The sequence below is a fragment of the Streptomyces sp. NPDC001617 genome, from assembly GCF_053596855.1.
Genome location: NZ_JBSFHA010000064.1, coordinates 15,067 through 28,062 on the forward strand (window position 1 = coordinate 15,067; position 12,996 = coordinate 28,062).

Annotated in this window: 11 protein-coding genes and 4 pseudogenes; 8 read left to right on the top strand and 7 right to left on the bottom strand. The window is 69.4% G+C overall.

From position 1 onward, the window contains the following. Window positions 1-79: 79 nt before the first annotated feature. Window positions 80-1,285, bottom strand: a complete 1,206-nt coding sequence (locus tag ACWC09_RS36395; protein ID WP_450855310.1) for a sensor histidine kinase — start codon at window positions 1,283-1,285, stop codon at window positions 80-82. 274 nt (window positions 1,286-1,559) lie between these two features. On the opposite strand from ACWC09_RS36395, the pseudogene ACWC09_RS36400 reads away from it, so the two are divergent. Next, a pseudogene (locus ACWC09_RS36400) lies at window positions 1,560-2,033 on the top strand (lipase family protein); the annotation flags it as partial. A gap of 340 nt (window positions 2,034-2,373) precedes the next feature. Continuing rightward, a complete protein-coding gene (locus ACWC09_RS36405; RefSeq protein WP_450855311.1) occupies window positions 2,374-3,036 on the top strand; it encodes a response regulator transcription factor in 663 nt (220 codons plus the stop codon). Between the two features lie 14 nt (window positions 3,037-3,050). Here the strand turns inward: ACWC09_RS36405 and ACWC09_RS36410 are convergent, their stop codons facing one another. Then, window positions 3,051-3,416: a hypothetical protein gene (locus tag ACWC09_RS36410; RefSeq protein ID WP_450855312.1), complete on the bottom strand. Its 366-nt coding sequence runs from the start codon at window positions 3,414-3,416 to the stop codon at window positions 3,051-3,053. A 284-nt stretch (window positions 3,417-3,700) separates the two neighbouring features. Here ACWC09_RS36410 and ACWC09_RS36415 point away from each other — a divergent pair, with 284 nt between their 5' ends. Next, the gene (locus ACWC09_RS36415) at window positions 3,701-5,308 is read left to right on the top strand and encodes a subtype B tannase (protein WP_450855313.1); all 1,608 of its coding nucleotides are present in this window, start codon (window positions 3,701-3,703) and stop codon (window positions 5,306-5,308) included. A gap of 67 nt (window positions 5,309-5,375) precedes the next feature. After that, a pseudogene (locus ACWC09_RS36420) lies at window positions 5,376-5,526 on the top strand (jacalin-like lectin); the annotation flags it as partial. A 334-nt stretch (window positions 5,527-5,860) separates the two neighbouring features. Here the strand turns inward: ACWC09_RS36420 and ACWC09_RS36425 are convergent. Next, a pseudogene (locus ACWC09_RS36425) lies at window positions 5,861-6,028 on the bottom strand (NF041680 family putative transposase); the annotation flags it as partial. Window positions 6,029-6,217: 189 nt separating this feature from the next. Between ACWC09_RS36425 and ACWC09_RS36430 the strand changes: the two are divergent. Beyond that, window positions 6,218-6,415, top strand: a complete 198-nt coding sequence (locus tag ACWC09_RS36430) for a hypothetical protein (protein WP_450855314.1) — start codon at window positions 6,218-6,220, stop codon at window positions 6,413-6,415. A gap of 58 nt (window positions 6,416-6,473) precedes the next feature. Here ACWC09_RS36430 and ACWC09_RS36435 read toward each other — a convergent pair whose 3' ends face one another. After that, entirely contained in the window at window positions 6,474-7,010 is a 537-nt protein-coding gene (locus ACWC09_RS36435; RefSeq protein WP_450855315.1) for a TetR/AcrR family transcriptional regulator, read from the bottom strand. A 75-nt stretch (window positions 7,011-7,085) separates the two neighbouring features. Here ACWC09_RS36435 and ACWC09_RS36440 point away from each other — a divergent pair, with 75 nt between their 5' ends. Genes ACWC09_RS36440 through ACWC09_RS36450 form a run of 3 tightly spaced genes read left to right on the top strand, consistent with a single transcriptional unit; the run spans window position 7,086 to window position 9,938 of the window. Beyond that, on the top strand, window positions 7,086-8,135 hold the full coding sequence (locus ACWC09_RS36440; RefSeq protein WP_450855316.1) for an aldo/keto reductase: 1,050 nt from the start codon (window positions 7,086-7,088) through the stop codon (window positions 8,133-8,135). Further along, window positions 8,132-8,851 carry a DUF998 domain-containing protein gene (locus tag ACWC09_RS36445; protein ID WP_450855317.1) on the top strand — a complete coding sequence of 240 codons (720 nt, stop codon included), beginning with the start codon at window positions 8,132-8,134 and terminating at the stop codon, window positions 8,849-8,851. The genes ACWC09_RS36440 and ACWC09_RS36445 overlap by 4 nt, the downstream gene beginning before the upstream one ends. Window positions 8,852-8,861: 10 nt before the next feature. Then, on the top strand, window positions 8,862-9,938 hold the full coding sequence (locus ACWC09_RS36450) for an NAD-dependent epimerase/dehydratase family protein (protein WP_450855318.1): 1,077 nt from the start codon (window positions 8,862-8,864) through the stop codon (window positions 9,936-9,938). Between the two features lie 129 nt (window positions 9,939-10,067). Here ACWC09_RS36450 and ACWC09_RS36455 read toward each other — a convergent pair. The 3 genes and pseudogenes from ACWC09_RS36455 to ACWC09_RS36465 all read right to left on the bottom strand — a co-directional run. Next, window positions 10,068-10,267, bottom strand: a pseudogene (locus tag ACWC09_RS36455) (IS701 family transposase); the annotation flags it as partial. A gap of 130 nt (window positions 10,268-10,397) precedes the next feature. After that, entirely contained in the window at window positions 10,398-11,669 is a 1,272-nt protein-coding gene (locus ACWC09_RS36460) for an MFS transporter (protein ID WP_450855319.1), read from the bottom strand. Window positions 11,670-11,730: 61 nt separating this feature from the next. Then, the gene (locus ACWC09_RS36465; RefSeq protein WP_450855320.1) at window positions 11,731-12,978 is read right to left on the bottom strand and encodes an amino acid deaminase/aldolase; all 1,248 of its coding nucleotides are present in this window, start codon (window positions 12,976-12,978) and stop codon (window positions 11,731-11,733) included. Between the last annotated feature and the right edge of the window lie 18 nt (window positions 12,979-12,996).

The following is a 12,996-nucleotide window of genomic DNA, read 5'->3' on the forward strand; positions in this document are numbered from 1 at the left end:
CCTCCGCCTGAACGCGGCCAGGACTCACCGGCCGGCCGCGCTTCTGCTCCCTGCGGCGTGGCGGAGCGCGCCGCAGCGGTCACGACGATGTCTTCTCCGTCGGCAGGATCGCCGTGACCTCCCAGCCCCGGCGGTCGGAGCGGGGTCCCGTACGCAACTCGCCGCCGAGCGCGGTGACCCGCTCCGTCAGCCCGACCAGACCGAAGCCGCCCCCGCGCGCGGCCTGCGGCAGCCGCGCGCCGCCACGGCCGTCGTCGCGCACCGTCACCTCCAGTGCGTGGCCGTGGCAGGTCAGGCCGACCAGCACCTCGGTGGCATCGGCGGCGTGGCGCCGTATGTTGGTGAGGGCCTCCTGGACGACCCGGTAGGCGGCGGCCTGCACCTCATGGGGCAGGCCGCCGGGCACCGAGGGATCGCGGCGCAACGCGGCTTTCGGGCCGACGGGCCCGCGGAAGCCCTCCACCAGTTCGGGGAGTGCGGCCAGATCGCCCGCCGGGTCACGGTCGGTGTCGCCGGACTCCGGGGCCTCGCGCATCAGGCCAACCGTACGGCGCATGGAGGCGAGGGCCTCGGTGGCGGAGCGTTCGACGTCCTTCAGGATCTTGGCCAGACGCTCGGGGTCATTCGTGGCGAGGAGCTGGGCCACCTGTGTCTGCACCAGGATCCCGGTGACATGGTGGGCCACGAAGTCGTGCAGGTCGGCGGCCATGGCGAGGCGTTCGGCCCGTTGGGTCTCGGTGACCGCGACCCGGCGGCGGTGGTCCAGGGCGCGCAGGTACCCGCCGAGTCCGGCGACCACGCCGGCCAGCACCAGCATTCCGAACGGGTTGACCGACGAGTCGCCGGGCGCGTGTCTGTAGGGCAGCACCAGAACCGCGGCACCGTCCAGAACGCCGCACACCGCCGCCCACCGCACGGGGCAGTCACGCACCGCGACCATGAGCAGGCACAGCAGGATCGCGGTCTCGCCGGGGCCGGGCAGCGCCTCCCGGCCGGACAGGAACACGGCAGCCGTCACCGCGCCGGACAGGACCGCGGGCACGACCGTGCGCACCGCCGTGGTCAGCCACGCCGACCGCCGGCCGGCGGGCCAGAGGACCGCGGCCAGACCGATCGGCAGCACCACCAGCTGAGGCCACGAAGCGCCGCCGAGGTCGGCAAGAAGCAGGTCCACCCCTGCCGCCGACAGCAGAAGGACAACGCCGAACGCCCGCACGAGGCCCTGCCGGCGGCCACCCGGCCCGGGAGACGCGCTGATGGCGCGCAAGCTGCTCAGGAGATCCACGGCGCGACCCTAACCGCCCGCCGGCGCCGCCGGGTCAGCCGAAAGGCCACCTTCCGCGACGCCGCGGGCCGCGCACACCGGCCGAACGGCCGAGACCTCGCGCGGACAGGGGCCTTCCCCGAATTTTTTGAGTGCCCGTGAGGGGCTACTGACCATTTCCTCGCGGGCCAAGACTCGATCCCGGCCGATGGCACTCCCCCGCCGACGGCTCAGGCGGCCCCGGCTCACACGCCCCCCTTGTGTGGGCCCGGGCCGCCCTTGTGCCCGCGCAATGCGCAGCCTCGCAGAGGCGACCCTCAACGACGCCGAGCGCAAGGCCCTCGCCGACGCGTCCACCATGTGCGTCGGCGAAGCCGTCATCCGCTACGGCTTCAACCGGAGCACCGCCTGGACCACTAGCGGCGAGTCCGTCGCCGACATCATCGCCGCTGAACCCAGGGCCCAGGCCGTCCTCGACGACCAGCGCCTCGGGACACTCAAGCCGGCCGGCCCGGTCCGTGTGGCCACCGGCATCCAGGACGACATCGTTCCGCACGGCCAGGCCCGCCAACTGGCCGTGGACTGGTGCCGCAAGGGCGGCGACGTGACCTACAAGACCGTCGACCTGCCCAACCTCGGCGACAGGATCCTCACCAACCACCTCGCCCCCCTCCTCACCGACCAGGGAGCGGCCATCTCCTGGCTCACCGACCGCCTGGAGAGCAAACCCACCACGTCCAACTGCGGGACCATGCCCTCCCAGCCCTGATCGATCCATCCGGCGGCCCACTCACCCCGTCTTCGGCGGGTCGCTGCACGTTCAGGGTCTTCACCGGGGGCACGGCATCGGGGAGAACAGTCACGCCTCGCGCCTTGACGCACGATGCGGGCGACCGCCCAGACAGCGCCCGCCCTCACACAGCAGGGCCGGCATCCCGGTATCCAGCACCGGGTCGTGGCGCCCAGGTCGCCCTGGACGTCCCTTCTTATGTCCTGTCATATGGATGTCACGCCTTGTTCGCCTCCGCGGCGTGCACCCCGCGTCGGGGAATCGCATCCTCCAGGACGTGAAGGTACACAGATCGCCCAGACCGCCTCGCGTGCTCGTCGTGGATGCCGATAGCGGTACGTATCCGCTGCTGACGAGGCTGCGCCAGCTCGGCTTCGGCGTGTACGTGGCCGCTCTCGGTGAGGACGCCGTCCCGGCCGGCCTCTCCGTACGCCCCGACCTCGTGGTCCTCGACGCGATCCTGCCGGACGGCGACGGCTTCGAGGCCTACCGCGCCCGGCGGGCCGCCGGCGTCGACGCGCCCGTCCTCTTCCTCACCGCCCACGACCGGACCGAGGCCAAGGTGCACGGGCTGATGATGGGCGCCGACGACTACGTCACCAGGCCCTTCGCGCTGGAGGAGGTGGTTGCGCGAATCCATGTGCTGCTGAGGCGCGGGCGCGCCGTCGACTGCCGGCTGCTGCGCGTCGGGGAAGTGGCGCTGGATCCGTCGACGCGCGAGGTCTGGCGGGAGGGGACGCAGTGGGAGTTCGATCTCCTCGGTTTCCTGATGGGCAACGCAGGCCAGGTCGTCACCAAGGGGCAGATCCTGGACCGGGTGTGGCAGTCGGAGTTCCACGGCGAGTCCGGCGTGGTGGAGACGTACGTCTACTACCTGCGGCGCAAGCTGGACGACCGTGACCAGTCGCTGATCAGGACCGTGCGCGGCGTCGGCTACCTGATGGCGCGGGACGCGGGTCACCGGACGCCGTCGGCCCGGTGACCCGCGGAAGGCGCCTACTTGCAGTTGCCGACCACGACCTCCCAGCCGTTGGTGAGGGCCCAGTGCTCGCCGTACGGCAGGTCGGAGTGCACGCTGCGGGCCGCGCCGGCGGCGAGATGGTAGTACGGCGCCTTCCCGTACGCCTTGTCGCTGTCCACCACCTCACCGGTGTTGATGTTGAAGACGAAGGACTTGTCGGCACCGGTCATGTCGCCGCACAGCTTGGACATCAGGACATCGGTGTTGAAGGGCTCCTTGCCGCGGACGTTGACGCCGGACGACGGGTTGGCGCTGGCCGCGGGGGCGGTGGCGACCACGCCGGAGATGGCGGTGACGACGGCCGCGCAGGCCGTCACGTAGCGCTTGATGGTGTTGGTCACTCGTCTCTCGCTTCTGTGCCCTGGGGGGTGGGAACAGTGAGTCCCGACGGAGCGGAGCGCAGGTCGGGCCCCACCGCTGTGCATCAGGAAACAGAGCGGGGTTCAGAGTGGCATCACAGCCGGATCAGAGCCTGATCAGAAACGCGACGCCCGGAAGGGCTCTGTGGAATGCCCGTACGGCGGCTACGTATCCCCTGTGAGAGCCAGCGAAATTGTTGACGATGATGTTGTCAGAAACATACGTTCACGGCTGCCAGCCCCCACGGTACGAAAGAGGCAGATCAGTGAAGCGCAGGACGGTACTCAAGACGGCGACGCTCGGCACGGCCGCGGCTTCGGCGCTGCCGGTGCTCTCCGGTTGTTCGGACAACGGCGGCTCGAGCAGCAAGAGCGTCTCTCTCACGTTCGACAAGGACGCCTACAAGACCAAGACCAAGACCGTTTCCACGGCGGACGGCGACAAGAAGGTCACCTACCGCCTCTGGGAGGCGATCACGTATGTCACCAAGCCTGTGGACGAGAAGTACCAGAGCCTCAATGTCATGGTGCCCGTGAAGATCGGGGACAAGGAGATCGACGCCTCCGGCGCACCGATCCTCCTCGACAACGCCATCGCCGGCTACATGTCCTCGTCCGTGACCGACGGCAGCAGCGCCGGCATGGGCGGGGGCGGCGCGGCACCCGGCGGCGGCGCAACGCCCAGCGGCGCCCCGGGCGGGCCCAGCGGGGCCGCTCCCGGCGGTGCGATGCCCAGTGGCGCGGCGGGTGGCAGCGCCCCGAGCGGCGACATGACGGGCGGCGGTCAGATGGTCGGCAACGGCGACCTCGCCCTCGCGGCCGGCTATGTCGTCGTCCAGCCCGGCGCGCGGGGCCGCGACAACGAGAAGAACGGCAAGTACTACGGCAAGGCACCAGCCGTGATCGTCGACCTGAAGGCCGCGGTGCGCTACATCCGCCACAACAAGGGGCGCATCCCCGGCAACACGGACTGGATCGTCTCCTCGGGCACGAGCGCCGGCGGCGCCATGTCCGCGCTGCTCGGCGCCTCCGGCGACAGCCCTCTCTACGACGCACACCTCGAGGAGATCGGCGCGGCCGACGCCAGCGACGCGATCTTTGCAAGCGCTGACTGGTGCCCGATCACCGATCTCAACCATGCCGACATGGCCTACGAGTGGATGTACGGCGGCGCGGAACTGAGCGGCAAAACCGTCGACCAGACCGTCTCCAAGGCGCTCCGGTCCCAGTTCGCCGAGTACCAGGCATCACTCAAGCTCACGGGCGAGAACGGCTTCGGCACCCTCACGGCCCGCAACTACGACGATTACCTGCTGAAGACTTACCTGGAGCCCGCCGCAACGAAATATCTGAATGCCCTGTCGGACACCAAGCGCACCGCCTATCTGAAGGAGCAGTCCTGGATCACCTGGTCCGGCGGCAAGGCGACCTTCGCCTGGGACGACTTCGTCGCGCACGTGGAGCGGAGCAAGAGCGTGCCGGCGTTCGACGCCTTCGACGCCTCGGCCGCCGAGAACATCGAGTTCGGCGACGAGTCCACCAACGCCCGGCACTTCACGCTCTACAGCCTGCGCCACGCGACCGGGAAGTCCGGTGCGCGGCTGGACAGCGACCTCTCCGAGAAGATCACGCTGATGAACCCGATGCACTTCATCGGGCAGAGGAACTCCGCCCGCTCGAAGTACTGGTGGATCCGCGTCGGCACCAGCGACACCGCCACTTCGCTCACGGTCGTCGGCAACCTCGCCGCGAGCCTGAAGAATCTCGGCGACCACGTCAACGCACTCATGTACTGGGACGGCGGCCATGGTGCCAACGAGGACCCGGACGACTTCATCAAGTGGATCGCCCAGATCACCGGATACGGGAAGTGACGCGCTCCCACTCCCCGCACGTAGCCGCGCAGTTGTCCTGAATCCTCAATGTCGGGGTCACGAACCGTACAGGACCAACCTCGGCCGCACCCTCGCCGGCGGCACCACGACCTCCGAGGGTGACCCGCACCGCGCCGTCCGGCTGGCGGATCGCCGGCTTCCACGGGCGCTCCGGGGACGGGGTCGACAAGATCGGTTTCATCTACACCCAGCGCTGAGCCGACCGGCGGGCGTGGCCTGTGGGCACAGGTTTCACCAATGATGTCCAGGTGATTGACGCGCACATGGCCACGCCCTACCTCCTGACTACGCCACGCCCCGAAGATGGGCCGGGCGCCTGACCGCACGTGTCCTCGGCCTCGCCCTAGCTTGATCGAGCCGGGATTCGCCCAGATCTCCAACGCTTCGGACGACACCTCAACTACCGAGGCCGCCAGGCGGTGGACGCCGAGATCAAGCGCCTCGGCACGGTGCACAACATAAACAAGCTCATCAATCACACGCCCAAGAAGCACTCTTGACCTTCACCGGGTAGAAGCCGTGCGAAAGCCTCGCGGCCTTGGGGCGCAGGTGCCGGAAGTCGCGGCGGACGCGGGCGGGAGTGAGCTTGTGCGGTTCGCAGGGCCGTTCCCAGGGGCGACGCAGATCGGCCGCCAGCGGCCGGGCGAGCCGGAGTTGGGCGTAGACGGCGATGATCAGCCAGGCCCATCGGTCGGCCGCGACGCGGTCGCCTCTGGCGCCGCCGCGGCCGGCGAACCCTGGCAGCACTACGACCTCGGACAGGGCTACTGCACCCACACCTTCTTCGAACAGTGCCAGCACCGCATGGCCTGCGCCCGCTGCGACTTCTACTCCCCAAAGGACTCCACGAGAGCCCAACTCCTCGAAGCCAGAGACAACCTGCAGAAGATGGCCGTCTCGATCCCGCTCACCGAGGACGAACAGGCCGCTCTCACCGACGGTCAGACCGCGATCGACGAACTCCTCGGCAGACTCGCCGATACCCCGACCCCGGCCGGGCCAACACCTCGGCAGCTCACGGCACCCGGCACAGCTCAGCTCCCACCGGTCGTCGGCGTCCGGCAGGGCAAAGCAGCGCAAGCATGACACATCCGATTCCGCAGAAAAGTCGTTTATCTGGCGGGCCCCGTCGCGTGCCCGTCGTCTACCGGTGCGTGCGGAGTCCGTCGAGGATGAGCGCGAGCATGTGGGGTGCCCGGTCCTCGGGGCTGGACGCTGCGCGCCACAAGGCGCCGGTGAGTTGGAGGAAGTCGCCTGGGTCGGCGTCTAGGCGGATGCTTCCGTCCCTTTTGCCGGCGTCGAGGAGTTCTGTGATGGCGGCGATGACCGGCCCGTAGCTCTGCTCGCTGATCGCCTGGTGCGCGCCCGGGCCGAGGGCGTCGCCGAGGCCGTGCTTCCGGCGCATGGCCTCGACGAGGTCCGTCGTCCAGTGGCGGAGCGCTTCCAGCGGCGACATCCGGGCCAGCAGGTCGGGCACGGTGTTGATGATGCGTGCCACTTCGTCCTGGTAGACGGCCAGAACCAGCGACTCACGGGTGGGGAAGTTGCGGTACAGGGTGCCCGCGCCGACTCCCGCGCGCTGAGAGATCTGGTTCATCGACGTGCTGCCGTCCGCCGCAAGAGCTTCGCGTGCGGCGGCGAGGATGCGCGCCCTGTTCTCACGGGCGTCCGAACGGACCACAGGACCTCACCTTGATAAGTGGAGAGTTCTCCACTACGTTATGTGGAGAGCTCTCCACCTACTCTAAGGAGCGTCATGCATTACATCAAGCTCGGCATGACCGGCCTCGATGTATCCCCGATCGCGATCGGCGCGATGACCTACGGCGAGCCCGACCGCGGGCACCCCGTCTGGTCCAAGGGCGAACAGGACGCGCGACCGCTCATCAAGCACGCGCTGGAGGCGGGGATCAACTTCTTCGACACCGCGAACATGTACTCCAACGGTTCCAGCGAGGAAATCCTCGGCCGGGCGCTCAAGGACTTCGCCGACCGTGATGCCGTGGTGATCGCCACGAAACTGCGCCATCCGATGCGGCTGGGACCCAACGGACGGGGACTGTCACGTAAGGCGATCATGACCGAGGTCGACCACTCGCTGCGCCGCCTCGGAACCGACTACATCGACCTCTACCAGATCCACCGCAACGACCACGCCACCCCCTGGGAGGAAACCCTGGAGGCACTCAGCGACCTCGTGAAGGCAGGCAAGGTCCGCTACCTCGGTGCCTCGTCCATGCACGCGTGGGAGTTCGCGAAGGCTCTCCGCCTGCAGAAGGAGAACGGCTGGGCGCGATTCGTGTCGATGCAGGACCACTACAACCTGCTCGCCCGTGAGGAGGAGCGGGAGATGATCCCGCTGTGCCTGGACGAGGGTGTCGGCACGATCATCTGGTCGCCGTTGGCCCGCGGCCGCCTCACCCGCGCGTGGGACGACGCCCGCTCGACGGTGCGCTCCGAGACGGACGGCGCCTACGCGGACCTGCTCTACTCGCCGGCCGAGGAGGCGTCCAACCACGCGATCATCGACGCGGTCGGGCAGGTCGCGGACGCTCACGGTGTCAGCCGCGCACAGGTCGCGCTCGCCTGGCTGCGACGCCAGCCGGTCGTCACCGCGCCGTTGGTCGGCGCCGGCTCGATCCGACAGATCGACGAGGCCGTGGCCTCTGTCGGCATCGAGCTCACCGACGACGAAGTGCGTGCACTGGAGGCTCCGTACACCCCCCGCTACGACTGGCAGGGCGTCTCGGACGAAGCCGAGATGGAGGCCATCCGCAAGCGCGTCCCCGGCATGGCCCTCGCATGAAACCCATCGTCCGCTCCGGCGCGGCTGCCCGCGCCGGAGCCCTCCTCATCCTTCTTGGCCCGCTCGTCTCCTGGGTCGCCGAGTTCATCACCGCCGCCGCATGGCAGGACCCTCCGTACTCGCCCCTGTACAACTGGGTCAGCCACCTCGGCCTGACCGGCCCGCCGCAGACCGCGTTCGGACAGTTCGCCAACTCCCCCCTCGGTCCCGTCATGGACACCGGCTGGGTGATCTACGGCACTCTCTTGATCATCGGCGCATTCCTCGTGTTCGACCCGCGCAAGGGCACCCGCCCGATCATCATCATGATCCTCGCCGTCCTCGCCGGCGTCGGAGTCTCGCTCGTCGGCATCTTCCAGGGCTCCAACGCCAACGTCGACAACGGCCTGATCGCATTCCACACCTTCGGAGCGCAGGGCGTCATGCTCGCCGGCAACATCATGGCGATCGCCGTCGGAGCCGGCGGAACCCGCATCGGTCTCACCAGGGGCCGGTCGATCGCGAGCATCACTCTCGGCACCGCCGGGCTGATCGCGTTCCCCCTTTTCATGGCCGACGTGTTCACCGGCTGGATGTGGGACATCGGGCTGTTCGAGCGCGCCGTGATCTACCCGATCATGATCGGCCACGCCCTCCTCGGAAGCAGCGTGGCCGCCACCGAGCGGCATCGTGCGACGCACCCGCCGGCACCCCTTTCTGCACGAGTCGAGAGCTGAGGAGAGACAGATGACACGAGTACTGGTCACCGGAGGAACCGGATTCGTCGGGAGCTGGTGCATCCAGGCTCTGCTGGATGCCGGGCACACCGTACGCACCACAGTCCGTGACCTGCGGCGCGAGCCGGCGCTGCGCTCCTGGCTGCACGCGGCCGCACCGTTCGACGACGACCGTCTCACGGTCGTACGCGCCAACCTTGAACACCTCGACGGCTGGGACGCTGCCGTCACCGACTGCGAGTTCGTCCTCCACGTCGCCTCGCCGACACTGCGCCATACGCCGGCGAACGACGACGAGTTGGTGGTCCCGGCACGCGAGGGCGTCCTGCGGGTGCTGCGCGCCGCTCGCGACGCCCGCGTGCGCCGGGTCGTCCTGACCAGCGCCTTCGGCGCCGTCGGGATCGGGCACCCTCCGCGCTCGACCCCGTTCACCGAGGAGGACTGGACCAACGTCGACAGCGATATCCCGCCCTACCAGCGGTCCAAGACACTCGCCGAACGCGCCGCCTGGCAGTTCGTCCAGGACGAAGGCGGTGGTCTGGAACTGGCAGCGGTTCATCCCGTGGGGGTCCTTGGACCGCTACTCGGCCCGGACGACCCACCATCCCTGCGTCTGGTCCGCAGAATGCTCGAGGGACAGGTGCCTGCGTGCCCTCCCTTCGGGATGGGCTTCGTCGACGTCCGCGACGTCGCGGATCTGCACGTGCGCGCAATGACCGATCCGGCAGCCGCCGGCGAACGCTTCCTGGCAATCGCCGGCGCCAGCCTGCGCGTCATCGACATCGCACGCATTCTGCATGACCGCCTGGGTCAGCGCGCCGCGCAGGCCCCGACCCGTGAACTGCCCGTGTGGCTCGCACGCACACTGGGCATCGTGAACCCGGAACTGCGACTGCTCAAGCACCAGCTCGGCCGGGATCTCAACGCCACAAGTGCCAAGGCGGAGAAGCTTCTCGGGTGGAGAGCACGCCCCATTGAGGACACCATCGCGGACACCGCCGAGAGCCTCCTCGCCCATGACATCGGGACGAAGACCGGGCTCGTAACCGATCGACGCGGCAGCCCTGCGCGCCGAAGAGGCGTCTGACCAGCACCGCGGCGCGAGAGATGTCGCCGGCCCCGGGCCCGCGCCGAGGCACGGCCGGCGCGGCGCAATGTATTGGCCGTAGCGGAGCGCGGTCGGGTTGACCGCTCGTAGCGTTTGAGCAGGACGCCGCGGCATCCCCGCACCGGCCACCGGCTCCGCCCCTGCCAGGCAGGTGATCGTCTTGTTCCGCTCCCACGGCGCCGGCAGCCCGGTCAGATACTCACGAAAACCCCGCCGCGCTGCGCGAGACCGAACAAGAGGTCGTCGAACCGGGCCGCATACTCCTCCAACGGCCCCGGCGCGGGCGGACAGGGACGGCGAGCGGTCATCTTCAGCCCCCACCAAGGCAGTTGACCCTTACCACCGGCCTACGACCAACCCGACCTGCCGCCAACCCGCACCACCGCCGGATTCAACGAACTACCGGTAACGGAGCCCTACTGGCCGCTTTCACGATGGTCACCGCACCGAGCGCACTCGGTAGGTGAGTATCGCGCCGACGGCCGCGCCGATGCCGACGGTGGTGAAGAGAACCGGGTAGCCGAGCCCCGAGGTGATGATGACGCTGGCGATGAGCGGGGCGAGGGCCGGGGGGACGATCGCGCCGATGTTCATGATGCCGAGGTCCTTCGCCCGGCTCTCGGCGTCCGGCAGGACCTGGGTGATCAGTGCCTGGTCGACCGCCATGTAGGCGCCGAAGCCGCCGCCCATCAGCGCGGACGCCACGATCTCGTGGGACATGCTGGGAAAGGCGGCGACGAGGAAACCGGCGAGGGCCTGCAGGAACGCGGCGAGGGCCACGAAGATCCGCCGTCTGCCCAGGCGGTCGGAGAGCGCGCCCGCGACGTAGGTGGCCACCAGCCCGGCGAGCAGGTAGGCGATCGTGGCCAACAGCAGGCTGCCCTCCGGATCCTTGACCTTGAGGGAGTCCGCGAGGAAGTAGAGGGTGTAGCAAGTGCCAAGCGAGTTCGCCATGTTGACCAGCAGGCGCCCGCCGAAGGCCCAGGCGAACTCGCGGTTCCCGAGCGAGTCGGCCATGGACGCGAACACCGCACGCAACGACAGCGCCGGCTCCGTCTCGTGCGAGACGTCCCGGTAGGAGAGCAGGAACGGCAGAGCGCACACCACGAGCAGCGCCGCCATGACGACGTAGCCGTTCGCGGCCGAGAGGCCGAACACCGACACGACGGCGATACCGACCACCACACCGAGGGCCTGCGGGCCGTAGATGGCGCTGGAGATCATGCCGCGCTGCCGTTCGGGCACCCGGTCGGCGATCACCGCGGTCAGGCCGGCGGTCGCGGCTCCGAGTCCGAGCATGGCCGCCGACCACGCCAGGGTCACTCCCCACACGGTGGTCTGCGCACCCGTGGCCAGCAGACCGGCCGCGAACGCCAGCGCACCGCCGCCGAGCCAGGCCCTGCGTCGGCCGAAGCGGCTGCGCGAACGGTCGCACAGGGCTCCCGCGACGGGGAGCGCGAGCAGGGCGACGAAGCCCGAGACGCCGTTGACGACGGCGTAGTCGGTGACCTTGCCCGCAGGGTCGATCTCCTGCAGTTGCTGGGGGATCAGCAGTTGCAGGGGGACGAGGTTGGCCATCCAGTAGCCGAACCAGACCATGCTGTAGACGAAGGTCCAGCGACGGGACACGGGCAGAGTGGGTCCGTCCGGGACGACACCCACGGGGGCTGCCGCGACCGCAGGTGCGGGTGATGTGAACTCGGCGGACATCGGGCCTCCGGGAGGTGGGTTCGGCCTGAAGGGCGAGTGGGGGGTGGCACGGCAGGGGGATTCAGAGGAACGCGTGTCCCTCGCCACGGTAGGTGGGCACCTGACCGACGATCTCGGTGCCGGACACCAGGTGGAGGGTGTTGACGCGTTCGCACAGCTCGCCGGCTTTGGCGTGGCGCAGCCACACGTGGTCGCCGAGCCGCAGACCGTGCGCGGCCTCGCCCAGCACGGGGGTCTGGACCTCTCCTGCACCTTCGAGCGCGGTCAGCTTCAGGCCCTGCGGCCAGCTGAGGGTCGGCAGCCGGTCGGCGCCCACCGGTCCGGAGGCGACCCAGCCGCCGCCGAGCAGGGTGGCGATCCTCGCCGTGGGACGGCGTACGACGGGCATGACGAAGAACGCGGCCGGGCGGGGCCGGAAACGGCGGTAGTGGTCGAACAGCCCGGGGCCGTAGAGCCCCGATCCCGCCCCGATCTCGGTGATGACATGCTCGGCGGCGGTCTGCTCGATCGATCCGGTGCCGCCGCCGTTGACGAACTCCAGTGGTGCGATGTTCTCGACGGCGGCGATGGCGGCGGCCCGGCGTTCGGCGAGTTCGCGGGCCGACAGGCGCTGCATGGCCCGCCGCAGCACACCCTGGATCGGCGAGCCGAGCGGGTTGTCTCCCAGGCCGGCGATCTGGCCCTCGTACGACATCACGCCCACGGGCCGGAAGCCGGGCCGCTCGGTGATGGCGCGGGCCAGGTCGGCGGCCTGCTGCGGGGTGTGCACGGGTGAGCGGTACGGGCCCAAGTGGACGCGCCCGCCCAGCAGTTCGAGCGAGGCGTCCAGGTCGATGCACACCCTGAGGTCGGGGCGTTTTGGACCCACGGCCTCGTCGACGAGGTCCAGGTGGCCGACCGAGTCGACCATGAGGGTGACGCGTTCGGCGGCGCGGTCGTCCGCGGCGAGCCGTCGCAGTGCTTCCCGGTCGGTGGTCGGGTAGCCGATGACCACGTCGTCGTGGTCTTCGGCCAGCCACAGGGCCTCGGGCAGGGTGAAGGCGAGGATGCCGTGGTAGCGCGGTCGTTCGGCCGCGCGGCGGATCAGGTCGCGGCTGCGCACGGACTTGCTGGCGAGGCGGATGGTGGCGTTGCCGCTCGTACGGCGGGCCAGGTCGGCGGCGTTGAGGTTGAAGGCGTCCAGGTCGACGACGGCGAAGGGGGGTTCCAGGTGCTCGGTCGCCTTGGCGAGCTGGGTCATCCGGACCTCGCTCAGCCCGCTGGCTGCGGCCCACACCTTGTCGGGCGTGGACGTCTCGGATGTGCTCATGCGGTCTTCCTCGGTCGT

Bases quoted from the DNA above. Each gene is read 5' to 3' on its own strand.
- ACWC09_RS36430 (WP_450855314.1), top strand. From the start codon at position 6,218: ATGGCCGTCTCGATCCCGCTCACCGAGGACGAACAGGCCGCTCTCACC.
- ACWC09_RS36440 (WP_450855316.1), top strand. From the start codon at position 7,086: ATGCATTACATCAAGCTCGGCATGACCGGCCTCGATGTATCCCCGATC.
- ACWC09_RS36445 (WP_450855317.1), top strand. From the start codon at position 8,132: ATGAAACCCATCGTCCGCTCCGGCGCGGCTGCCCGCGCCGGAGCCCTC.
- ACWC09_RS36450 (WP_450855318.1), top strand. From the start codon at position 8,862: ATGACACGAGTACTGGTCACCGGAGGAACCGGATTCGTCGGGAGCTGG.
- ACWC09_RS36460 (WP_450855319.1), bottom strand. From the start codon at position 11,669: ATGTCCGCCGAGTTCACATCACCCGCACCTGCGGTCGCGGCAGCCCCC.
- ACWC09_RS36465 (WP_450855320.1), bottom strand. From the start codon at position 12,978: ATGAGCACATCCGAGACGTCCACGCCCGACAAGGTGTGGGCCGCAGCC.